Source organism: Chryseobacterium sp. 7 (assembly GCF_003663845.1).
Taxonomy (GTDB): Bacteria; Bacteroidota; Bacteroidia; order Flavobacteriales; family Weeksellaceae; genus Chryseobacterium.
Map to the genome: position 1 here is coordinate 3,917,427 of NZ_RCCA01000001.1, position 23,193 is coordinate 3,940,619.

Here is a 23,193-nt window from a genome sequence, read left to right on the forward strand (position 1 = left end):
ATTCAAGGATTATAAAATTTTTAGAGTACCATAGTCTGACATCTTGTGTCTGACATCTGACAGCTTACTCCTCCAATCTTACGTCTAATCCAAGACCTTGTAACTCGTGAAGTAATACATTGAATGATTCTGGAATACCTGGTTCAGGCATAGATTCACCTTTTGCAATGGCTTCATAAGTTTTTGCTCTACCAATCACGTCATCCGACTTCACAGTAAGGATTTCTCTAAGGATGTTAGATGCACCGAATGCTTCAAGTGCCCAAACCTCCATCTCTCCGAATCTCTGACCTCCGAACTGAGCTTTACCTCCTAACGGCTGCTGAGTAATCAATGAGTAAGGACCAATAGAACGTGCGTGCATCTTATCATCTACCATGTGTCCTAGTTTCAACATGTAAATGATACCTACAGTCGCAGCCTGTGTAAATCTTTCTCCGGTACCTCCATCATAAAGGTGAGTGTGACCGAATTTAGGAAGACCTGCTTTCTCAGTGTACTCCGTAATCTGATCAAGACTTGCTCCGTCGAAGATTGGCGTAGCGAACTTCAATCCTAGTTTTCTACCAGCCCACCCAAGAACGGTTTCGTAGATCTGACCGATGTTCATACGAGAAGGTACCCCTAGTGGATTCAATACAATATCTACCGGTGTTCCGTCTTCAAGGAATGGCATATCTTCTTCACGAACGATTCTTGAAACGATACCCTTGTTACCGTGACGTCCTGCCATTTTATCCCCTACATTCAGTTTACGTTTCTTAGCGATGTAAACTTTAGCCAACTTCATGATACCTGCCGGAAGCTCATCTCCGATTGAAATTGCAAATTTCTCACGGTTTTTAACTCCCTGGATGTCGTTATATTTGATTTTGTAATTGTGAATCAATTGTTTGATCAATTCATTCTTGTCAGCGTCTACTGTCCAGTCTGCACCACTAACGTTTACATAATCTTCAACTGAAGTCAATAATTTGTGAGTGAATTTCACACCTTTACCGATGATTTCTTCGTCAAGGTCATTTTGTACCCCTTGAGAAGTTTTACCGCTTACCAGTGTATTTAATTTTTCAATTAAAGTATTTCTCAACTCATCAAACTTAGCCTTGTAAGTGTTTTCAATTTCTTCAAGTTTAAGTTTTTCTTCAGTTCTTTTCTTTTTGTCTTTAATGTTTCTAGAGAACAATTTCTTGTTGATAACAACTCCTCTTAATGAAGAGTCAGCTTTCAATGAAGCATCCTTCACATCACCAGCTTTATCACCGAAGATTGCTCTAAGAAGTTTTTCTTCAGGAGTTGGGTCAGATTCACCTTTTGGAGTAATTTTACCAATCATGATATCTCCAGGCTTCACTTCAGCACCAATTCTGATCATACCGTTCTCGTCAAGATCTTTAGTAGCTTCTTCAGAAACGTTTGGAATATCTGCTGTAAGTTCTTCCATACCCAGTTTGGTATCACGAACTTCAAGAGAATATTCATCTACGTGGATTGAAGTAAACCAGTCTTCACGTACAACTTTTTCGTTGATTACGATTGCATCCTCAAAGTTGTATCCTTTCCAAGGCATGAACGCTACCACTAAGTTTCTACCAAGAGCCAATTCTCCTTTTTCAGTAGCATAACCGTCGCAAAGTACTTGTCCTTTCTCCACTACATCACCTACTCTTACGTTTGGTCTTAGTGTGATGGTTGTACTCTGGTTGGTTTTTCTGAACTTAGTAAGTTTGTATGTTTTAGTAGCAGACTCGAATTGTACTAAATCTTCGTCTTCGCTTCTTTCATATTTAATAACGATTCTGTCAGCATCTACGTACTCTACAGTACCTGTACCTTCAGCGTTAATTAAGATTCTTGAGTCTCTTGCAACTTGCTGCTCAAGCCCTGTACCAACGATTGGAGCCTGTGGCTTCAATAGAGGAACGGCCTGACGCATCATGTTAGATCCCATCAATGCACGGTTCGCATCATCATGCTCCAAGAATGGAATTAACGAAGCGGAAATACCAGAAATCTGGTTTGGTGCAACATCGATAAGGTTAACCTGAGCTGGTTCAACTACCGGGTAGTCACCATCTAATCTTGCAATAATTCTGTCTGTTAAGAAATCACCATTATCGCTCAATTCAACGTTTGCCTGAGCAATTACTTTGTCTTCTTCGTCTTCTGCATTTAGATAGATAGGATCTGCGTTAAGCTCAATCTTACCACCTTCTACCTTTCTATATGGAGTTTCAATGAAACCTAGTCTGTTGATTTTAGCATAGATCCCTAGAGATGAAATCAAACCGATGTTTGGTCCTTCCGGGGTTTCAATCGGGCAAATTCTTCCGTAGTGAGTGTGGTGAACGTCACGAACCTCGAAACCTGCTCTTTCTCTTGATAAACCACCAGGCCCTAGTGCAGATAATCTTCTCTTGTGAGTGATCTCTGATAGAGGGTTGGTTTGGTCCATGAACTGAGATAGCTGATTGGTACCGAAGAACGAGTTGATTACAGATGTTAATGTCTTAGCATTTACAAGATCAAGTGGAGTAAAGATTTCGTTATCTCTAACGTTCATTCTTTCCTTGATTGTTCTTGCAATTCTTGAAAGACCTACACCGAACTGTCCTGCTAATTGCTCACCAACAGTTTTAATTCTTCTGTTTGATAAGTGGTCAATATCATCAACATCCGTTTTTGAGTTTACTAACTCAATTAAGTGTCTTACAATTGCAATGATATCTTCTTTTGTAAGAACTTCAGTTGTAGTTGGGATGTTTAGGCTTAACTTTTTGTTTAGTCTGTAACGTCCTACTTCACCTAAAGAGTATCTCTGCTCAGAGAAGAATAATTTTTCAATGATTCCTCTTGCAGTTTCCTCATCTGGTGGATCTGCGTTTCTTAACTGACGATAAATATACTCTACTGCTTCTTTTTCAGAGTTAGTAGGGTCTTTTTGTAATGTATTCTGAATGATTGAGAATTCGTTGCTGTTTTCTTTGTGAATCAGGATTGATTTCACACCAGCATCCAGGATAAGATCTAAATGTTCTTTTTCAAGGATTGTTTCTCTATCCAGGATGATCTCGTTTCTTTCGATAGAAACTACTTCACCTGTATCTTCGTCTACGAAGTCTTCGAACCAAGTGTTCAATACTCTCGCAGCCAATGTTCTCCCTTCTACTTTTTTAAGGGCAGCTTTAGAAACTTTCACTTCTTCAGCAAGGTCGAAAATCTGAAGGATATCCTTGTCAGATTCATAACCGATAGCTCTTAATAAAGTTGTTAATGGTAATTTTTTCTTACGGTCGATATACGCGTACATTACGCTGTTGATATCTGTTGTAAATTCCATCCAAGATCCTTTGAAAGGGATAATTCTTGAATAATATAATTTGGTCCCGTTCGCGTGGTAAGTCTGTCCGAAGAATACACCAGGTGAACGGTGAAGCTGCGTAACGATAACTCTCTCAGCACCATTGATGATGAAAGAACCACTTGGCGTCATATAAGGAACCGGACCTAAGTATACGTCCTGAACCACAGTTTGGAAATCTTCGTGTTCCGGGTCAGTACAATACAGTTTAAGTCTAGCTTTTAGAGGAACTGAATAAGTAAGTCCTCTTTCCACACACTCATCAATTGAATAACGTGGAGAATCTACCAGATAGTCTAAGAATTCTAATACGAATTGGTTTCTTGAATCCGTAATTGGGAAATTCTCTTGGAAAGTCTTGTAAAGAGCTTCTGTCTTTCTGGCTTCAGGAAGTGTATCAAGCTGGAAAAATTCTCTGAAAGACTCAATTTGGATATCCAAAAAGTCTGGAGTGATAATTTTTCCTTTCGCTGATGAGAAATTAATTCTCGGATTTCCTTGAGTTGTTGATTTTGTTTTACTCATAAAACTTTTAAGAAAGGGTTAAAAAATATTTTGATTCATTAAAAAATATCAGAAAAGAACAAAAAAACAAGATAAAAGTAAAGGTAAAAGTGTTTTTGGCGCTCACAAAGAACCTTAGGCTCTTTTAAACTTTGTACTTAGTTCTTTCTAACTGCAACACTGGTATATCTTTTCACAGCGTAATGCAAAATATTTTTATTACTTTTGAGGCTATATTACCGCAATATCTATATACACGAAATCCCTTCCATGCTTCACCAATGAAAGAGTTGATTTTCAGTATTTTATAAATTTACAAACAATTTTTCGCGCCAAAAGAGGGGCAAATATACAAAAAGTTATCCACAAAAACAAATAAATCATCTCATTTTGAGACTCTTAAAATAAGAGAGACTGCCCAAATATGAGCAGCCTCTCCACAACACAAGCTAATCTTATGATTATTTCACAATAACCTTATAAGATTTTATCGTCGATTTAGTTTCTATCTTAATAATATACACCCCGGTTGGAAGTGAAGAGGTATCAATACCTGTATGAGCATTGAACTTATCTGTTTTAACTACCTGTCCCTGTGCTGAGAACAATGTATACACTCCTTCTTCTGCTGATGTTATTCTAAGGTTTTCCCCAGCCTTTACAGGGTTTGGATATACTTTTACATCATTCGCTGCTTCTTTAACATCTGTGGCAGCAACTTTTGCAGTACTGGATACATTTTTCAGTAATGAAGCATAAGGAGAAAGTGGTGAATCCGGAGATCCTCTTTTCACAAGATCTGTATCTACTACAGCCTGAATACCGTCTTTGTCATTATCATTAATCGTAGAGATAAATCCTCCTCCTAAAGTATCAAGGTTTGCTTTTCCTATTTTATAAAGGTCAAGATCTGAACCATTGGAAGTAATATCCAGGAAGTCTGGTTTATCATCCCCGTCTGTATTTTTGATTGGGTATTTCAATACTCCTGAATCTGGCGAAGTTTCCAGAATATCAGCAATTCCGTTTTTACCTACCGGAACATTGGCATCAATGATACCGTTATGATCTGCATCAATCTGGTTAATTACCGAGTTTGGAATTCCGGATTCAAATAAATCTAAGATTCCGTCATTGTCAGAATCAAGGTCAAGATAATTAGGTACAGAATCTCCTAATACCGGTGTTATCAAAATATCACCTTCATTATCATCATCCTGGAATTTACCATTTTTATCAAAGTCTTCTACAGCATCAGGAATACCATCGTTATCAGAATCAAGATCACAAGCATCTACAATTCCGTCGCCATCTGTATCTAATGCAGGAGATTTGTCATTTACCGCTGTACATCCTTCTGCACAGTCAGGAATTCCGTTTCCGTTATTATCTATGCTGTCATCACCTCCCTGGCATTGATCGAAACAGTTCGGAACACCATCATTGTCATCATCTCTACTCGCAAAAGCATTATAGATATAGTAATTTTGAGGAATACGAATTGCCGTTCCACTGTTGAAAGTAATTTTAATACGGTTGAATGGTTTTGTAGCCTTTCCTCCTACATAGAATTTATTGGAATTTGTAGTGAAGAAATTTCCGCTGATAAGACTTCCTGAACTTGTGAAAGTATCTGTCAAAACATTCCCGTTATATAATGTTACGGTGATGTTTTCCAGAACACTTACTCCAAGAAGGTTTCCTGCTTTTTCTACAGTAAATCCAGCCATTGTATTGGCAGGAAGTACCGCATTAGTACCTACTGTTGCAAATGCCGAGAAAAGACTTAGGATAGATGCTGCAGGAACAGTAGCCGTTGCATAATTAGAAGGATTATTGTCCACAATTGCTTCCGGATTAGTCATTTTAGCTAAAATAAGCCCTAAGAATCCCGGACCTGAAGTCCATGTAGTACCTGTCACCAAATTTCCTGGTACCGCAGAACCGCTTGTCTGGATTTTATCATCACATTCACAAGTAATCGGTTCTTCGAAAGCATAATATACTTTCAATGCTCCTAAATTAAATCCTACGGTTTGGGTAATTTTCAATCTTACTTCGTTGAAAGGCTTAGTAGTGGTTAAAGTCACTTTTTGTTTTCCTGACCCATACCCTAATACTTTAATATTGATTAAACCTCCTCCGTCAGACAGTTGTTTTGAATCCTGAAGCTGACCGAAAAGATAAGTTTCTATGGTAATATTTTTTAAGAATTCCGCGCTTAACAGTTTCCCCTGATCATCCGGCTCTATAACAAATCCTGTTCTGTTTCCTGCAGGATAAGTTTGATTTTTGTCAAGAACTCCTACTGAATAAGATCCTAATAACCCTATTGGCAGCACTATTGACCCATATGAATTTTTATTTCCGTCACCAATTCTTTCTTTATTCTGAACATAAGAAAGCGGAGCCAGGAAACTGCTGCTTCCGGATACGTTTCCATCCACACCACTTCCTGCGATGATGTCATCACAAATACCATTGTTATCTGTAGGTACTTTTGCAGGATCAAATGCAAATGCATAATATACATTCATTGCACTGAATACAGAAAGAACATTCGTCTGATACAATCTTACTTCATCAAATTCTTTTGAAGTTTTAAAATGCAGGAATATTCTGTTTTTGCTTCCCCCGAATGCAGGCACTGATAAAAGTGTATTGCTGGTGGTTGTTTCCTGAAGTATCCCGTTTTTATAGGTACTGATTCTCAAAGAGCTCAAAAGATCCACCGTAATAAAACTTGTTCCAAGATCTACATTGAATCCGGTGATATATCCCGCAGGATACGTTGTATTTTTGTTTCTTACAGATATTCCGTTTCCACTTAAAAGAGAAGCGAAATTCCCCATACTTACGCTGTTATCAAGGCTGGCATCCACTACGGGATTCATGCTTCCGTTATAACATGCAAGACAAATCCCTGAATTGTTGACAGGTTTTGCTTCAACCCCCATCCCACGGATAGGTTCATAGCCCTGCTGCGCAAATAATACCGCAGACATCATCAATGTCATAAGCATCGCAGCTAACTTTTCGAATAATTTTCTGGTCATTTTATATTTTTTAAAGTTTGTGTTCGTTTTTTATTGAATTAGTAAAGAGCTTTCCAGTTTGTTCCATTGCAGCCTTCATGCACTCTAGTAGTTGTGTTATACCGGATTGCCCCTTCTTCAGCAGTTGTACAAGCTGCATTGGCATCGGAAGCAATTCCTTTCATCTGAATAGCTGCACCCGTAGCTGTAGCTGCTGTAGGAGCCATATTGATTCCTAAAATAGTGTCGGTTCCATTGCCTTTATTAAAAAAAACATGTTCTTTGTTAGCATAAACCATTTGTCCCGTAGCTGCCTGTCCGGAAAATCCTATTGCAAAAGCTTCTGTACCCGTAGCTGTATTGGCAGAACCTACAGCAATATTGTTCAGTGATGTTATATTTCCACTTCCAATGGCAATCCCACCACTATTGTTATGATTGTTTCCAATAGTAAGTCCCGCAATTCCTGTTACCGTATTAAGGTTTCCAAAAACCATGTTATTGGCCCCCGTTGCGCTGTTGTTATTTCCTATTATTTTAGCCCCATTATTGGCCGCATTATTTAATCCAATAGCTACAGCCGGAAAGTTCCCCTGTGCAGAAACTGTGTTGTCTTTTCCCAATGCAACATTGGAGGAGGTACTGTTGGTAAGGGTATTATTGGAACCCCATGTAAATGAAGCGAAAGAACCCGTAGCAGAATTGGCATTTCCTCCCTGTAAGGTTCCATTAATGTCTAGAACTCCTTTTACATTTTTCTGAGTTGCCAAAATTAAATTCTGACCGTCTGTTGTTCCTAAATAATTTCCGGTTCCAATATCAGTTCCTAAAGCTGCCGTTGCAGCTGTTGTTCCAGTATTTCCTACCGTCCGCCAGCTTCCGCTTAAGCTACCCCATTTGGTTCCGTCAAAATAATAGTATCCCGGTGAAACTACATCCACAGTCTGTCCTGTAGGTGAAGCTTCAACCGCTGTAACATATACGATTGCCCCGGTTTGTGCCGCTGTATAGTTTTTAGCTTTCAGTTGTACTCCAGTAAGCCTTGGCGCTATTACCCCGTCCAGTTTACTTGTATTAGAAGCTGATCCTACGACATCAAGCGTTGCCTGCGCCTGAGAGGTGTTAATCCCTACCTGTGCTAATGTGGTCAAACTAAATGATAAAAGAGCGATGGTTAATAATTTGTTTTTCATTTCTAATGATATTTGCTGTTTTTTTTTATGTGGATGTGTTTTTTTAAAAGACAATTATTGAGTGCTCTCATTTAAATAATAAATGAAATAACAGGTATACTGTAAGAAGCACCAAAATTGTGAGAAATATTAAGAGATAAGGGAGTGAATTAGCTTATCAGGAATTTTAATAATAAACTTAAAACCGTCAACCAACTTAATGGAATTAGTATAGAACTTTTTACCCTCTTCAAATGCCAGGAAATTATTTTGCTTGTAGTTCAGAGATGGATAATTCCATTTATTTCCAACGGCGATAAATTTTACATCTCTTTGGAAAAATTGCTGAAGGTTACTATTATTAAAAAAATTAAGATTGTATCTGGAACTTTTGCAATAGAAGAAATGAGTTTCATTCTGATCAGCCATTGTTTCATTTACAACAGCTAGATTATGGTATTCTTTTTCAGAATATAAATGAATGGAAACACCAGCTAAGCATCCCTGCAGATGATTATTACTATCTGCACTATATGATAACTCAGGCTTTGTCATCGTAACAGATATAAACTTAGCGTTTAGTTTCCCTACAGCTGCCAGAAGCAATATAAGCGTGATCTTGTGGCTGTAGGAAAGAAAGTAATTTCTATCCAATTATGTTGTGTTTTTTCGATACAAATATAATATTTTTTCAATCAAAACAACACTTTATTGATAAAAATTTACACAAAATGGATAGACAATAAAATTAAAACAAAATATTATGTTAATTTATATCAAATAACTAATCATAATAAAATACAATACGATAAGAGCCAATAATAATAAAATACTATTGTGAAATAAACCATAGATTTACAAAGACTTACATACAAAAAAAAGTCCGAACAATGTTCGGACTCCTATATTTATAATAAAATTGAAATTATTTCAATTCTACTTCAGCACCAGCTTCTTCTAATTGCTTCTTAAGAGCTTCAGCTTCGTCTTTAGATACACCTTGCTTAATTGGAGCAGGAGCACCGTCTACGATATCTTTAGCTTCTTTAAGACCAGCACCAGTTAAATCTTTTACTAATTTAACGATAGCTAATTTAGAAGCACCTGCAGACTTAAGAATTACATCGAATTCAGTCTTTTCTTCAGCAGCTTCACCTGCTCCACCTGCAGCAACTACTACAGCAGCAGCAGCTGGCTCAATTCCGTACTCATCCTTAAGGATAGCAGCTAATTCGTTTACGTCTTTTACAGTTAGGTTTACTAGCGTTTCAGCTAAATTTTTTAAATCTGACATTGTTGTAATGTTTTTGTTGATTATTTATTTAATTTTTTGAGAGTAATTATTCAGCAGCTGGCGTTTCGTCAGTGCTTTCTGCAGCAGGAGCTTCCGGAGCTTCAGCAGCAGGAGTTTCTTCTACCGCAGGAGCAGCTTCTTCAGCTTGAGCTTCTACAGCTTCAGATTTGTTTTGAAGAGCAGAAACAACTCTTTGAATTGGAGACTGAAGTAATCCGATGATTTCACCGATCATTTCTTCTCTAGACTTGATGCTTACTAAAGTATCAAGGTTATTGTCACCAACATAGAACGTTTCTTGTACGAAAGCAGACTTCAAAGCAGGCTTCTCGTCTTTCTTTCTAAAATCTTTGATTAATTTTGCAGGAGCGTTAGCTGTCTCAGCAATCATTAAAGCAGAGTTTCCTTTGAATGTCTCGAACATTTCAGAGAAATCTACTCCTTCAATCTGCTCCATTGCTTTTTGCAAAAGGGTATTTTTTACCACTTTCACTTTGATATTTTGCTTGAAAGCCTGTCTTCTGAAATCTGAAGATTTAGCAGCGTTCAAACCATCTAGATCTGCTACGTATACTACTTTTGCATCCTGAAGCAAGTCTTTGATCTCTTGTATTGCTACAACTTTTTGGTCTTTTGTCATTGTCTTAGGATTAAATATTAGTTAACAGATTTTGTATCAATTGCAATACCTGGGCTCATTGTAGAAGACAAATAGATGCTCTTCACATAAGTTCCTTTAGCAGCAGTTGGTTTCATTTTGATCAATGTCTGGATAAGCTCCTGAGCATTTTCTTTGATCTTAGCAGCATCGAAAGATACTTTACCAATACCAGCATGGATGATACCATACTTATCTACTTTGAAATCAATTTTACCTGCTTTAACTTCAGTTACTGCTTTACCAATTTCCATTGTTACAGTTCCTGATTTAGGGTTTGGCATTAAACCTCTTGGACCTAATACTCTACCTAATGGACCTAATTTACCCATTACAGCTGGCATAGTAACGATAACGTCAACGTCTGTCCAACCTTCTTTGATTTTTTGTAAATATTCGTCAAGACCTACATAGTCAGCACCAGCAGCTTTAGCTTCTGCTTCTTTATCTGGAGTTACAAGAGCTAATACTTTAACATCTTTACCAGTACCGTGAGGAAGAGATACAACACCTCTTACCATTTGGTTTGCTTTTCTAGGGTCTACACCTAATCTTACAGCGATATCTACTGAAGCATCAAACTTTGTAGTGTTCACTTCTTTTACAAGAGCTGAACCTTCTTCAAGGTTATAGATTCTTCCTTTTTCTACTTTGCTTAAAGCTTCCTTTTGCTTTTTAGTTAATTTTGCCATTTCTTTAAGTTTTAAGCGTTAGTTGGTTTAGTTCCTGTTACTCTTAATCCCATAGATCTAGCAGTACCTGCAACCATAGAAAGAGCAGAGTCCATTGTAAAACAGTTAAGATCCGCCATTTTATCTTCAGCGATTTTCTTTACTTGTTCCCAAGTTACAGAACCTACTTTGTTTCTGTTTGGTTCACCAGAACCTCCCTTGATCTTAGCTGCATCCATTAACTGGATTGCTGCAGGTGGAGTTTTAATAATGAATTCAAAAGATTTGTCTTCATATACTGTAATTACTACAGGTAAAACTTGCCCTGGCTTATCTTGGGTTCTTCCGTTAAATTGCTTACAAAACTCCATGATGTTCACACCTGCAGAACCCAATGCTGGACCTACTGGTGGAGAAGGGTTAGCTGCGCCACCTTTCACCTGAAGCTTTACCATTTTAAAGACTTTCTTAGCCATTGTTTGTTTTTTAAATTTGAATAATTAATGAGTTTGGAAGCATTTATTATTCAGTAGGTTATGCACTCACATAACAATAAACCTACTTTTTGGACTGCAAAAGTATAAAATATTTTTGAAATAGCAAACGGAAATTGCTGATTTTTAAAAAGTTTAAGAAAATATTTTATAAGGTGTTTTTAATTTTTGTTCAAATCATCTTAGAGAAAACAAAAACGACTATTTGCAGTAAATAGTCGTTTCATATATTTATAAAAGTAAAAAACTTATTAAAATCCTGAAGGCTTACTAATCGTCTGGGTAGAACCATCCGTTCCTCCGAGATTGGCATTGATATCACTTATATTTTGTTTTTCAATCAGTCTTCTGTAGGCCATCAGATAAAGATCAACGGTAAAGTTATTATACGTTCTTGACGGCGGATTAGAATTGGTTGCAATAATTCTGCTATCGGAAAATTTTGCCCTGATATGCCATGTTCCGTTACTTTTAAAGGCTACAACATCCGGTGATCCCTGTTTGTTGTCATTTACACCATTGTCGCCATAATCCAGCATTACGTTTGTAGTACCGTCATTCAGTTTGAATGAATAGTTATGAAGAATAACCAGAAAGTTATTTGCGTCTATTTTGGTATCATAATCTGTAATTCCTGCTCCTGATACTCCGGTAAGGGTAAGTTTAAGATAATTAAACAGTCCGCTGCTCTCCAAAGACGGATCATACAATTGCAGACCATTCTGTGAAGTAGCTAAAAAGCTACCACCCGTCATGGTAGGTTCTCCCGGATTTCTCAGATATAAAGAATTCGTGTAGGTTTTTCCATTGACGTCAAGTGTTTCTGCAGGATTTGATGTGTTTATTCCTACTTTTCCTTTTTGGGCATTCAAAAATATCCCAAGGCACATAATTATTGTGATATAAATTTTCTTTTTCATAAGTTTTTTATTGAAGCCCAAGAGGCGTATTGGTTGATACTCCCGAATATGCCGGTGAAGCAGATGCTGAAACAGAACCATTGAAAGTTCCCCAGTCTTTAACTAGTGATTTTTCAAAGACATTCAAAGTAAGTGTCCATGTTCCGTTTTGGGAAGAAACTGTTCCGGCTCCTTTAAAAGCTAAATTAACAGCATGATAATTTTTACCTGCACTGGTTACCTGGGTAACTTCAGTTGCATAAGAACCATATGATTTGGGACTGGTTGTAGTATTTGCTGCGGAGACCGCTCCTGTAAAAACAGCACCTGTAATTGCCACTACATATTTATTTACATCTAATCCTGTATTGAGATTCACAACTTCATCCTGTCTCACATTGGTCAATACAACATTATACATATTTACAGGGGCTACATTACGGAGCGATATATCCAACAGCTTAACCTTACCAACCGGTGAAGTATCTTTAGAACGGGTAAGCAGAAGATAGTTTCCGTTTGCCTTCGTATTTTCTGTATCTATTAAATAAGACTCTACCAATGTTTCTCCTTCAACATCGAGAGTTCCTTTTGGTGTTTTAGTATTTATTCCTACTTGTGCATGCGTGCTTAAAGCAGCAAAACCGGTAAAAAGTATCGCAATAATTTTTTTCATAGTGCATTTATTGAATTAATGGAGCCGCTGCAGCACCTGTAGTTGAAGCATTAAGATTTTGTGTAGGACTAAACTCCTTGGCATATGATCTGTCAAACACCAATAGATTCAAAGTCCACACTCCTGTAGGGAAAGAGTTATCCGGAGCGAATCCTTGATAATCTGCCTTAAGTTTCCATGTCCCTCCTGAAGAATAAGCAAAAATCTGGGGCACTGGAGTTAGCCAGTCTGCAGAGAAAGTTCTTGTAGGCTGTGTAAATCCGAAAGAAGAGATCACGACCAAAAACTTGTTGGAATTGATCTTTGTATCAAACTGATTTACCCAATCTTTATCTGAAGCATCACAGGTAATTTTAAATTGAATAAGGTTAATCGGAGCGGGAGAATTAGGTACAAAAGAATCATTGTAAGCCGTAATTTTGTTTTCCGGAGCCGGAGATTTGATAATGAAAGTGTAATTCTCGTCCGCTTTCAGTTTTTCCATGGGCTGCTTGAAAACAATTCCTGATGTCTTCATTGTACCGTTCACGGTAAGTTCTTTTTCAGGTGCTGTAGTATTGATACCAATCTGAGCACTTGTGAGCATAGATGTACCCACCAAAATGATCATCGAAATAATTTTTGTCATTGGGGTTGTGTTATTTAAGACTTGTGTTTTGGGTAATAACCCATATTTTATATTTTTCTGATTAAAAAATATAATACATCCACACACCTGCAAATAGTGTATGAAATAAAAAATATAAAATTATTTGGATTAGTTAACAGATTGTTGCAAGAAGTATGCCATCTGCAGGTGAATTAATCATCCCTCAAAGGCACCGGATACAGAAAAACAAGTTTACTCCCAATGACGTGATAATTAAATTGAAGCAAAACTCTTTATAGTGGTATCAACAAAAAATCTACCATTTGAATAGGGTTTTATAATTCAAACATTAAAAAAACTTGGAAAAATAATACTCCTTTACTTTTTGTAAGGAAAGCCCTCTCCCATCATATTGAATATGAATAAAGAAAAAGATAAAAAATATAATATTAATAAAAAGGAAACTTTTTAAGAAACTATTCTGATTGAATGAGATACCAAGACCTTCTTTATTTGGGAGCATTATTATAGTAACAATTAACAATAACATAGAATATATGTGATCCCAACGATACCAATCTATTCCCAAAACATACAAAGGTGCTACCCAAATAAGACTCACACCAACAAACTTAGCAAATGCATTAAACTTACTTCTGTAAAATATAAAGACATAGTATAAAAACATAGAAACTTCAAGAGCGAGTTCCAAAATGAATAAAAGATAAGAAATAACTTCTTGTTTTATAAGCCCAAATCCATCTGAAAATTTATAAAGAAAGATATTGTTATCACTAAAAACAACCCCCCTGTTTTTAATCATCTCTAAACTCTTACCACAATTGATTTCGTTGCCGAAAAAAACAGAATACCCATTATTACAGTGGATAAACCTAAAAAAAGCATCCAAAGAGAATATTTCTTTTCTCCAGTTTTAAGAACATGTATCGCAATAAAAAAAGGAAGGAAGAAATAGAACATTTCATGAATAAACAGACTCAGGCAAAATAAGATTAAAAAAATTCTTTCTTTAAGAACGGTCATCTTACCAAAAGCAAAGAATGCGGCCAAAGCAAAAAGAATCATTTCCCTTTTTCCGGAGTAAGACAGATTAACGGGGAAGTACATAAAGCAAAGTGGTGAACATAGTAACACTAAAATATTCCAATCCATTTTCTTTGTTACCAACAATCTGAAATAGGCGTAGAAAATAAGTGTATAAAAAATGATCTGCGTTATATAAACCTGGATAGGTAAAGATATTCTGAATTTATCCTGTACAGCAAAATACATACTTCCGGTAATTCCTCTGCGTTTAAAACCTCCATCTTCATAATTAACCAGCCAGTCTGACAATGTCCATTCCTGAATAGATAAAGTAGCCTTTCCGTATAATTTAAAAATTACATAAAGAAAGATCATAATTAGAAAGAAACAATATAACAAAAAGATGCTATTTTTTTTTGAAGATAATGTCATAAATTCTATCTTATTTCATGAATGAAAAAAGACCGCTTATCAGCAGTCTTTTTATATTTTTATAAGTAACTATTATACTTTTTCTACTTGCATGTAGCTTAGTTCCATTGGAGTTTTTCTACCGAAGATCAATACAGAAACTTCAATTTTCTTTTTGTCTTCAAGAATTTTCTCTACTGTACCATTGAATCCGTTGAAAGGTCCATCGATTACTTTAACGTTTTCACCTACTACATAAGGAATTTCAACATCGCTTGCGAATTCTGAAAGCTCATCCATTCTTCCAAGCATTCTGTTAACCTCAGATTTTCTCATTGGAACAGGATCTCCTCCTTTTGTTAAGCTTAAGAAAGAAATAACTCCAGGGATATTCTTGATAACGTGAGGAATCTCTCCCATCAGGTCAGCTTCAATCATCAAGTAGCCAGGGTAGTAAGGTCTTTCTTTAGGAACTTTTTTTCCGTTTCTAATTTGGATTACCTTTTCCATAGGAATAACCACTTGAGTAACGTACTGCTCAAACCCTAGACGTTTGATTTCTGTCTCAATATAGTTTTTCACTTTATTTTCCTGTCCGCTGATTGCTTTCAGCACATACCATTTCAATTCGCTCATTATGGGAAAATACTTAATTATTAATTGAACAAGTTGATTAGCATTCCTATTATGTTGCTGATTGCTTTTGAAAACAATTCATCAACTCCAAAGGTAAACAATGCCAGAATCACTGTCGCAATAGTCACTACGATTGTAGAAGACTGAAGGTCAGCCCACTTTGGCCATTCAACCTTATGTCTGAATTCGTTATAAGAACCTTTTAAAAAATCGACAAATGAACTCATAATTTATATTTGCACGGGCACAAGGATTCGAACCCTGATCAACGGTTTTGGAGACCGGTATCCTACCATTGGACGATGCCCGTAGTTAAAAAAAGCCCCGTAAAGAGAGTTCCTTACGGAAGCTTTTTTATATTTTTAAGATGATTAGTCTAAGATTTCAGTTACCTGACCTGAACCAACTGTTCTACCTCCTTCTCTGATCGCAAACCTAAGACCTACGTTAAGAGCGATTGGTTGTAACAATTCTACAGTAATCTCTAAGTTATCACCAGGCATTACCATTTCTACACCTTCTGGTAAGAAGATCTCACCTGTAACGTCAGTAGTTCTTACGTAGAACTGAGGACGGTACTTGTTGTGGAATGGAGTGTGACGTCCACCTTCTTCCTTAGAAAGGATATAAACAGAAGCTTTGAATTTTTTGTGTGGCTTAACTGAATCTTTCTTAGCGATAACCATACCTCTCTTGATGTCAGTTTTTTCAATACCTCTCAACAATAGACCTACGTTATCTCCAGCTTCACCTCTATCTAGGATCTTTCTGAACATCTCAACTCCTGTAATAGTAGAAGTTAATTTTTCGTCACCCATACCTACGATATCAACTGGATCTCCAGTGTTGATAACACCAGCCTCGATTCTACCAGTTGCTACAGTACCTCTACCTGTAATAGAGAATACGTCTTCGATTGGCATCAAGAATGGCTTGTCAGTATCTCTTGGTGGTTGCTCGATCCAAGTATCTACAGCATCCATTAATTGCTCTACAGTTTTGAACCACTTATCTTCTGTGTTAGCAGGAGATGCAGTAGCAGCAGTAAGAGCACCTAGAGCAGAACCTTGAATTACTGGAGAGTTATCTCCGTCAAATTCGTAAGTAGATAATAAGTCTCTAAGTTCCATTTCAACAAGCTCTAACAACTCAGGATCGTCTACCATGTCAACTTTGTTCATGAAAACAACGATTCTAGGTACGTTTACCTGACGGCAAAGTAGGATATGTTCTCTAGTCTGAGGCATAGGACCATCAGTTGCAGCACATACTACGATAGCTCCATCCATCTGAGCAGCACCAGTTACCATGTTCTTAACATAGTCGGCGTGACCTGGACAGTCAACGTGAGCATAGTGTCTTTTTTCAGTTTCGTATTCGATGTGAGCAGTATTGATAGTAATACCTCTTTCTTTTTCTTCTGGAGCAGAGTCAATTGCAGAGAAGTCTTTTTTCTCAGCAAGACCTTTGCTAGCTAATACAGCAGAAATAGCAGCTGTAAGAGTAGTTTTACCATGGTCAACGTGACCAATAGTACCAATGTTCAAGTGTGGTTTGTTACGATTAAACGTTTCCTTTGCCATGATTTAAAATTATTTATTTATTGTTTTTCAAATTTTCGGTGTGCAAATATAATGAATTTTTAAATACCAAAAACTTTTTATTAAAAAAACTTTCAATATTCTCATCCAGTGAAGGACAAACCTTATATTTAACGTATTGAGACTGCAAATTTACAAATTTTTCCGAATAGAAAAAATCCTTATAAACGTTTTATTAAAAATATAAACTATCTCACTAATTATGAATGAAATATATTGACAAATTAGTGATAATTATCTCTATGGTAAATCCAACATTCCTTTTTTCTCGTACATATTAAAACAAACTAAAATTAATATTATGAGAAAACTATTACACATGTGTTTAGCCCTGTTTGCTTTTACAGCATTATTTTCATGCGATAACTCGGACGAAAACATGATGCCTGAAAATACACCCCCTCAGGGCCCGGATCTTATGGTATATGGAATAACAGCAATGAACGAACTTGTTTATTTTAATTCCAATACCCCCAAAACTTTCACCTCAAAAACAGCTGTAACAGGTGTTACCTCAGGAGAAAAACTGCTAAGTATAGATTTCAGACCTGCTACAGGAGAATTGTACGCTCTATCAAATGCCAGCAAATTATATATAATCAATACCTCGAACGCTTCAGCAAGAGCGGTAAGTTCAACGGCATTCACCCCCATGATCTCAGGAACAATAGCGTCTATTGATTTCAATCCTACCGTTGACAGGATTCGCCTGGTGAGTAATACCGGACAAAATCTACGTCTGCATCCTGAAACCGGAGCTGTTGCAGCCACAGATTTAAATATCAACGGAACCGGAACTCCTTCAGTAACAGGATTAGCATACACCAACAGTAAAGCAGGTGCTTCCAATACAGTTTTATATGATATTGATCCGATGTTGGGAAAATTGTATAAACAGGATCCTCCCAATAATGGAACTTTGGTAGAGGTTGGAAGCCTGGGCACTACTTTTACAGGACAGGCTGCTTTTGACATTAGATATGATAATAGTACAGCTTTATTGGCTTTGAATGATAAATTACATGTTCTGGATCTGAATAATGGAAAAGCGGCTTCCATAGGAACTCTTCAACAGGCAGTCATTGATATTGCCATCCCTACGGAACCGGTGGCTTATGCTATTGACAATTCGAATAACCTTCAAATTTTTAATCCCAACAACCCGATGCCTGTTTCAAAAACCATTGCAGGACTGCAAAGTGGTGAAAGTATTTTAGGGATAGATTTCCGCCCTGCAAACGGGCAATTGTATGCTCTGGGAAGCTCAAGCAGAATTTACACCATCAATTTGGGAACCGGAGCAGCTACAGCAGTTGGTACTACTCCTTTTTCAACTTTACTTTCCGGAACAGATTTCGGCTTCGACTTTAATCCAAACGTAGACAGAATAAGAGTAGTGAGTAATACCGGCCAAAATCTCAGACTTAATCCCAATGACGGAACAATTGCTGCAGTAGACCTTACATTAAATCCCGGAAGCCCTATGATAAGTGCCGCAGCCTATACCAACAATTTTGCTGGTGCTACCTCTACTACCTTGTTTGTCATTGATCATAATACCGATAAATTATATCAGCAAAACCCACCGAACAACGGGACTTTAGTAGAAACAGGTTCTTTAGGAATTAACATTACAAATACGAATGGTTTTGATATTGGAAGCATGAGCCAAAAAGCCTATTTAATGGCATCGGTAGGTTCATCTACAAAAATTTACACTATTAATACCACATCGGGAGCTGCAACTTCTGTTTCTGATTACCCAAATCCTGCAAAAGCTTTTACCCTTGGATTGGGTTTTTAAACTCATCCTATCTTATTTCAATAATGGAGAAGCGCGGAAAACTTTGTTTTCCGCGCTTCTGACTAATATAAATGAAAGAAAATTTAAATTTGATTGAGCTTTTTCGTTCTGTTGAAAATCCAGAAGATGATCGGGAAAATAAGCAGGGTAAGAACAGTGGCAGTAATTAAACCTCCGATAATTACGATCGCCAGAGGTTTCTGAGATTCTGACCCGATTCCTGTAGACAACGCAGCCGGCATAAGCCCGATAGAAGCCATTAAAGCAGTCATAATTACAGGTCTGGTTCTGGATTTTACGCCATTCAGGATAGCGGTATCTATATCCATTCCGTCTTTAACATTCTGATGGAACTCTGTGATAAGAATTACCCCGTTCTGGATACAAATTCCTAAAAGGGCAATCATCCCTACTCCAGCTGAAATTCCAAAATTGATTCCGGTAACATGTAAAGCAATAATTCCACCTATCAAAGCAAATGGTACATTCGCTAATACAAGAAGGGAATCTTTCATATTTCCAAACAGAATAAACAACAGGAAGAAAATCATCAGGATACTCACAGGAACTACTTGTGTCAGCCTGTGCGAGGCGCGCTGCTGATTTTCAAACTGACCTGTCCATCCTACAGAATATCCGTCCGGAAGTTCAATCGTTTCTACTTTTTTCTGGGCGTCCGCAATTGTGCTTCCCAAATCCCGGTCACGAATGGAAAATTTAACGCCGATATATCGTTTGATATTGTCTCTGTAAATAAATGCTGCTCCGTTGTCTTTAAAGATGGTGCTTATTTCTTTCAAAGGAATTTTTGCTCCATCCTGTGTAGGCACCATTAAGGCTGCAATATCATTTTCATTGGTTCTGTATTCCTGAGAATAACGCAGGCGGATTGGGAATTTTCTTTCACCGTCAAACATTTCTGAAGCGGTTTTTCCACCAAAAGCCATTTCCAGCACGGCTTGTGCATCAGCGGGCATTACTCCGTAAGCGGCCATTTTATCCCTGTCCAAAACAACGCTTACCTCAGGCTGGCCAATATTTTTAATAATTCCCGGGTCTTTTACACCTTCTACATCTTTAATTTTCAGTAAAACTTCATGGGCTAATTTATCCAGCGTTTCCAGATTGTCACCATAGATCTTGATTCCATTTTCTGCTTTGAATCCTGCCACCGCTTCTGCTACGTTATCTGAAATTGGCTGGGAATAATTGAAGGTAATTCCCTGATAACTTCTGAGCTTTTTGTCAATTTCGTTGATCAGCTCATCATAAGTAATTTTACGTTTCCATTCTTCTCTCGGCTTAAGATTCACGGCAAACTGTACGAATCCAAATCCATTGGGGTCGGTTCCGTCATTACTTCTTCCCGTCTGCGCGAGAACATCTGTTACTTCGGAGAAGCTCATAATGTCTTTCTTTAAAAGGTCTGCTGTTTTCAGAGATTCTTTCAATGAAGAACTCATTGGCATTTCTGCAGTGATCCACAACGAACCTTCATTCAGCTGAGGCAGGAATTCCGTTCCAAGAAATTTACCGGAAAATAAAGTGACTGCAAGGAAAGAGATCGCTACAATCATACTCGTTTTTTTATGCTTGAATGTTAAATTAAAGCCTTTCAGAACAATTCTATCCCAGAAATTAACAAACGGATTATTTTTTTCTCTTACGTTTTTATTTAAAAGAATATGCGAAAGAACTGGAACCAATGTTAAGGTGAATATCAAAGCTCCCATTAAGGCAAATCCCAGGGTAAAAGCCAAAGGTGAGAACATTTTCCCTTCCACTTTCTGGAAAGAGAAGATAGGAATCAGAGAGGTGATAATGATTAATTTTGAAAAGAAGATGGCTTTTCCTAATCCGGTTCCTGTCTGCTTGATCCAGCCTCCTTTTGCCAGTTTATTAAATTTCTCCATTCCGTACCGCTTCGCTTTATGATCGAGCATTACGAAGAGACCTTCCACCATGACGACGGCTCCGTCAATGATAATTCCAAAGTCTACTGCTCCTAACGAAAGCAGGTTGGCACTCATCCCAGCCAGTTTTAAACATAAAAATGCAAATAATAAGGACAGAGGAATGATGATGGAAACAATCAGCGTTGTTCTCCAATCTGCCATAAAAATTAAAACAATTACCGTTACCAGTACAATTCCTTCAATAAGGTTATGCATTACGGTATGAGTAGTGAAGTCCATCAGATTATCACGGTCGTAGAAAGTAACCATTTTGACATCTTTTGGAAGCACTTTTTCGTTAAGTTCTTTAATTTTAGCCTTTACTCCTATTAAAACTTCTCTTGGATTCTCTCCTTTTCTCATCACAACAATTCCTTCTACGGTATCATCATGATGATTCAGTGCAGCCTGCCCTACTCTAGGCATTGAGCTTTCATGAACTTCTGCTACATTTTTTACCAAAACAGGGTTTCCGCTGTCATTCTGAATGGTAATATTCCCAATATCCGCCACTGATTTTACAAGACCAATACCCCTTACCACATAGGCCTGACCATTTTTTTCAATCACATCTCCTCCTACATTCAGGTTGCTCTTAGTGACAGCATCATACACCTGAAGCGGGGTCAGATTGTATTTATCCAATGCTCTCGGATCAATACTTAATTCAAAAACTTTATCCTGTCCTCCGAAAACATTGATATCTGCTACACCGGGAACGCCTCTTAGAGCTCGGTCTATCACCCAATTCTGAAGGGTGAGCAATGTTCGGGAGTCTTTTGTTTTACTTTCCAGCGTGTATCTGAAAATCTCTCCGGTTGGCCCGTAAGGGGGCTGGACTTCAGGATCTACCTCATCAGGAAGGCTAACGGTTCTTAACTGGTTATTGACCTGATTTCTGGCAAAAGTATCGTCCACCCCATCGTCAAACAGAATTTTAACAATAGAAAGTCCAAACATAGTGGTACTTCTCACACTTGTTTTCTTCTGAACCGGGCTCATCGCCAATTCTATGGGGGTAGTTACAAAACGTTCTACTTCTTCCGCACTGCGTCCATTCCATTGGGTGATGATTACAATCTGGGTATTGGTTACATCCGGGAAAGCTTCAATAGGCATATTTTTGAAACTTATAAAACCGGAGATGGCTAAAATCGCTACCCAGATAAAGGTAAATGCTTTATTTTTTAATGAAAAAGCGATTATATTTTTGATGAATTTATTCATGATAGATAAGTTGATGACCTAAAAAAGCCGTTAAAGAAACATTTCAATATTCTTAATGGTTTAATAAGACTAGCTGTTCAGCGATCGGTATATCAGCAGCTGGTTATTGGTAATCACTTCTTCTCCTTCTTTCAGGCCTTCTGCAATATAGGTAACATCACCTACCTGTTTAGATACTTTGATTTCTCTGATTTTCACATCTGTTCTGGATTTAAAAATCACCACAAAGCTTTTATTATCATCAAAGATCACAGCTTTGGAAGGAACAGTCAGCATTGTATTGCTTTCCAGACTGGAAACTTTTATGGTCGCTTTACTGTCCGGGATCAACAATCCGTTCGCATTATCCAAAACAACTCTTGCCTGCATGGCATTCGTCTGCGGATCGATAATTTTGAATATTTTATCAATTTTCCCATCAAAAACTTTATCCGGATAAGAAAGTGTGGATACCTGGGCCTTCATTCCTAGGCTTATTTTATCGATATCAGATTCGTTGACGTTCATGATAGCCCATACATTGGTGGTATTGGCAACGTCAAAAATATTATCACTTCTGTCACTTCTCAGCTGCATGTCTTTATTGATACTCTTCTGAACAATATAACCGCTGATAGGTGCTACAACACTGTATATATTTCCGGTTTTCACATTGTAGACCGTGCTTACTGCCGCAGCTCTCTGTAACTGATCTTCGGCTTTTTGCAGCTGGCTTTTGGCTTCCAGAACATCTCTTTCTGTATTTAATTTTCCTTCGTAGAGCTCTTTTGCAACACGAAGATTATTTTTTGCCACTACCAGATCTGTTTTTGCATCGCTTACATCCTTTTGAATTTCTGCAAGCTCGGTACTTCTTATGGTTGCCAGCACCTGCCCTTTTTTCACATAGTCACCCAGTTCTACGTTTACACTCATCACGTTTCCTCCTACCAACGGGTAAACATCTATATAACTGTTTTTGTCTGCAGAGATCTTTCCGTAAAAGCTGTATTCATCTTCTATATTCTTTGTTTCAACTTTTGCCAGGGAAATAGAATTCAGCATCGTATTGCTCAACTCAAATCCTTTTTTGGCGTGAATATTTTTCTCTTCCTCTTTTTTGGAACAGGCTATTAATGAAAGAACCATCAATGCGGGAATAATATATGTTTTCATCATT

The 23,193-nt window shown here is 37.4% G+C and carries 19 protein-coding genes and 1 tRNA gene; 1 reads left to right on the forward strand and 19 read right to left on the reverse strand.

Translation table 11 applies throughout. From position 1 onward, the window contains the following. Nucleotides 1-64: 64 nt before the first annotated feature. The 17 genes from rpoB to tuf all read right to left on the reverse strand — a co-directional run bounded on the left by rpoB (nucleotide 65) and on the right by tuf (nucleotide 17,030). The gene (rpoB, locus tag CLU97_RS17930) at nucleotides 65-3,886 is read right to left on the reverse strand and encodes a DNA-directed RNA polymerase subunit beta (RefSeq protein ID WP_121489148.1); all 3,822 of its coding nucleotides are present in this window, start codon (nucleotides 3,884-3,886) and stop codon (nucleotides 65-67) included. Between the two features lie 440 nt (nucleotides 3,887-4,326). Next, a complete protein-coding gene (locus CLU97_RS17935; protein ID WP_121489149.1) occupies nucleotides 4,327-6,921 on the reverse strand; it encodes a T9SS type A sorting domain-containing protein in 2,595 nt (864 codons plus the stop codon). Between the two features lie 38 nt (nucleotides 6,922-6,959). Further along, nucleotides 6,960-8,093: a hypothetical protein gene (locus tag CLU97_RS17940; protein ID WP_147436513.1), complete on the reverse strand. Its 1,134-nt coding sequence runs from the start codon at nucleotides 8,091-8,093 to the stop codon at nucleotides 6,960-6,962. 129 nt (nucleotides 8,094-8,222) lie between these two features. Continuing rightward, the gene (locus CLU97_RS17945) at nucleotides 8,223-8,726 is read right to left on the reverse strand and encodes a hypothetical protein (protein ID WP_147436514.1); all 504 of its coding nucleotides are present in this window, start codon (nucleotides 8,724-8,726) and stop codon (nucleotides 8,223-8,225) included. Nucleotides 8,727-8,997: 271 nt separating this feature from the next. Further along, nucleotides 8,998-9,366 (reverse strand): 50S ribosomal protein L7/L12, encoded by a 369-nt coding sequence (rplL, locus tag CLU97_RS17950; RefSeq protein WP_076781873.1) that lies wholly within the window; start codon nucleotides 9,364-9,366, stop codon nucleotides 8,998-9,000. Between the two features lie 46 nt (nucleotides 9,367-9,412). Beyond that, nucleotides 9,413-10,006, reverse strand: coding sequence for a 50S ribosomal protein L10 (gene rplJ / locus CLU97_RS17955; protein ID WP_089689626.1), 594 nt, complete (start codon nucleotides 10,004-10,006; stop codon nucleotides 9,413-9,415). Nucleotides 10,007-10,023: 17 nt separating this feature from the next. Beyond that, a complete protein-coding gene (rplA, locus tag CLU97_RS17960; RefSeq protein ID WP_002976422.1) occupies nucleotides 10,024-10,716 on the reverse strand; it encodes a 50S ribosomal protein L1 in 693 nt (230 codons plus the stop codon). A gap of 11 nt (nucleotides 10,717-10,727) precedes the next feature. Beyond that, nucleotides 10,728-11,171, reverse strand: a complete 444-nt coding sequence (gene rplK / locus CLU97_RS17965; protein ID WP_105701281.1) for a 50S ribosomal protein L11 — start codon at nucleotides 11,169-11,171, stop codon at nucleotides 10,728-10,730. A gap of 269 nt (nucleotides 11,172-11,440) precedes the next feature. Then, a complete protein-coding gene (locus CLU97_RS17970; RefSeq protein ID WP_121489152.1) occupies nucleotides 11,441-12,109 on the reverse strand; it encodes a hypothetical protein in 669 nt (222 codons plus the stop codon). A 7-nt stretch (nucleotides 12,110-12,116) separates the two neighbouring features. Beyond that, complete coding sequence (locus CLU97_RS17975; RefSeq protein ID WP_121489153.1) at nucleotides 12,117-12,764, reverse strand: hypothetical protein; 648 nt, start codon at nucleotides 12,762-12,764, stop codon at nucleotides 12,117-12,119. Nucleotides 12,765-12,771: 7 nt separating this feature from the next. Then, nucleotides 12,772-13,392 carry a hypothetical protein gene (locus CLU97_RS17980; RefSeq protein ID WP_121489154.1) on the reverse strand — a complete coding sequence of 207 codons (621 nt, stop codon included), beginning with the start codon at nucleotides 13,390-13,392 and terminating at the stop codon, nucleotides 12,772-12,774. A gap of 310 nt (nucleotides 13,393-13,702) precedes the next feature. Continuing rightward, a complete protein-coding gene (locus CLU97_RS17985; RefSeq protein ID WP_121489155.1) occupies nucleotides 13,703-14,176 on the reverse strand; it encodes a hypothetical protein in 474 nt (157 codons plus the stop codon). A 2-nt stretch (nucleotides 14,177-14,178) separates the two neighbouring features. Then, on the reverse strand, nucleotides 14,179-14,775 hold the full coding sequence (locus tag CLU97_RS17990; RefSeq protein ID WP_121489156.1) for a hypothetical protein: 597 nt from the start codon (nucleotides 14,773-14,775) through the stop codon (nucleotides 14,179-14,181). A 129-nt stretch (nucleotides 14,776-14,904) separates the two neighbouring features. Continuing rightward, a complete protein-coding gene (gene nusG / locus CLU97_RS17995; protein ID WP_002976412.1) occupies nucleotides 14,905-15,447 on the reverse strand; it encodes a transcription termination/antitermination protein NusG in 543 nt (180 codons plus the stop codon). Between the two features lie 20 nt (nucleotides 15,448-15,467). Further along, nucleotides 15,468-15,674 (reverse strand): preprotein translocase subunit SecE, encoded by a 207-nt coding sequence (secE, locus tag CLU97_RS18000; protein ID WP_002976410.1) that lies wholly within the window; start codon nucleotides 15,672-15,674, stop codon nucleotides 15,468-15,470. A gap of 12 nt (nucleotides 15,675-15,686) precedes the next feature. Continuing rightward, nucleotides 15,687-15,757, reverse strand: a tRNA-Trp gene (locus tag CLU97_RS18005). Between the two features lie 61 nt (nucleotides 15,758-15,818). After that, complete coding sequence (gene tuf, locus CLU97_RS18010; RefSeq protein ID WP_121489157.1) at nucleotides 15,819-17,030, reverse strand: elongation factor Tu; 1,212 nt, start codon at nucleotides 17,028-17,030, stop codon at nucleotides 15,819-15,821. A gap of 319 nt (nucleotides 17,031-17,349) precedes the next feature. Between tuf and CLU97_RS18015 the strand changes: the two genes are divergently transcribed. Then, nucleotides 17,350-18,852 carry a DUF4394 domain-containing protein gene (locus CLU97_RS18015; protein WP_121489158.1) on the forward strand — a complete coding sequence of 501 codons (1,503 nt, stop codon included), beginning with the start codon at nucleotides 17,350-17,352 and terminating at the stop codon, nucleotides 18,850-18,852. Nucleotides 18,853-18,935: 83 nt separating this feature from the next. On the opposite strand, the gene CLU97_RS18020 is transcribed toward CLU97_RS18015, so the two are convergent. Together CLU97_RS18020 and CLU97_RS18025 are read right to left on the reverse strand one after the other, a co-directional pair. Next, nucleotides 18,936-22,034 (reverse strand): efflux RND transporter permease subunit, encoded by a 3,099-nt coding sequence (locus CLU97_RS18020; RefSeq protein ID WP_121489159.1) that lies wholly within the window; start codon nucleotides 22,032-22,034, stop codon nucleotides 18,936-18,938. Nucleotides 22,035-22,103: 69 nt separating this feature from the next. After that, complete coding sequence (locus CLU97_RS18025) at nucleotides 22,104-23,189, reverse strand: efflux RND transporter periplasmic adaptor subunit (RefSeq protein ID WP_121489788.1); 1,086 nt, start codon at nucleotides 23,187-23,189, stop codon at nucleotides 22,104-22,106. Nucleotides 23,190-23,193 lie beyond the last annotated feature (4 nt).

Excerpts from the sequence above, each read along its gene's own strand:
- rpoB (WP_121489148.1), bottom strand. The coding sequence starts at position 3,886 with ATGAGTAAAACAAAATCAACAACTCAAGGAAATCCGAGAATTAATTTC.
- CLU97_RS17935 (WP_121489149.1), bottom strand. The coding sequence starts at position 6,921 with ATGACCAGAAAATTATTCGAAAAGTTAGCTGCGATGCTTATGACATTG.
- CLU97_RS17940 (WP_147436513.1), bottom strand. The coding sequence starts at position 8,093 with ATGAAAAACAAATTATTAACCATCGCTCTTTTATCATTTAGTTTGACC.
- rplL (WP_076781873.1), bottom strand. The coding sequence starts at position 9,366 with ATGTCAGATTTAAAAAATTTAGCTGAAACGCTAGTAAACCTAACTGTA.
- rplJ (WP_089689626.1), bottom strand. The coding sequence starts at position 10,006 with ATGACAAAAGACCAAAAAGTTGTAGCAATACAAGAGATCAAAGACTTG.
- rplA (WP_002976422.1), bottom strand. The coding sequence starts at position 10,716 with ATGGCAAAATTAACTAAAAAGCAAAAGGAAGCTTTAAGCAAAGTAGAA.
- rplK (WP_105701281.1), bottom strand. The coding sequence starts at position 11,171 with ATGGCTAAGAAAGTCTTTAAAATGGTAAAGCTTCAGGTGAAAGGTGGC.
- CLU97_RS17970 (WP_121489152.1), bottom strand. The coding sequence starts at position 12,109 with ATGAAAAAGAAAATTTATATCACAATAATTATGTGCCTTGGGATATTT.
- CLU97_RS17975 (WP_121489153.1), bottom strand. The coding sequence starts at position 12,764 with ATGAAAAAAATTATTGCGATACTTTTTACCGGTTTTGCTGCTTTAAGC.
- CLU97_RS17980 (WP_121489154.1), bottom strand. The coding sequence starts at position 13,392 with ATGACAAAAATTATTTCGATGATCATTTTGGTGGGTACATCTATGCTC.
- CLU97_RS17985 (WP_121489155.1), bottom strand. The coding sequence starts at position 14,176 with ATGATTAAAAACAGGGGGGTTGTTTTTAGTGATAACAATATCTTTCTT.
- CLU97_RS17990 (WP_121489156.1), bottom strand. The coding sequence starts at position 14,775 with ATGATCTTTCTTTATGTAATTTTTAAATTATACGGAAAGGCTACTTTA.
- nusG (WP_002976412.1), bottom strand. The coding sequence starts at position 15,447 with ATGAGCGAATTGAAATGGTATGTGCTGAAAGCAATCAGCGGACAGGAA.
- secE (WP_002976410.1), bottom strand. The coding sequence starts at position 15,674 with ATGAGTTCATTTGTCGATTTTTTAAAAGGTTCTTATAACGAATTCAGA.
- tuf (WP_121489157.1), bottom strand. The coding sequence starts at position 17,030 with ATGGCAAAGGAAACGTTTAATCGTAACAAACCACACTTGAACATTGGT.
- CLU97_RS18015 (WP_121489158.1), top strand. The coding sequence starts at position 17,350 with ATGAGAAAACTATTACACATGTGTTTAGCCCTGTTTGCTTTTACAGCA.
- CLU97_RS18020 (WP_121489159.1), bottom strand. The coding sequence starts at position 22,034 with ATGAATAAATTCATCAAAAATATAATCGCTTTTTCATTAAAAAATAAA.
- CLU97_RS18025 (WP_121489788.1), bottom strand. The coding sequence starts at position 23,189 with ATGAAAACATATATTATTCCCGCATTGATGGTTCTTTCATTAATAGCC.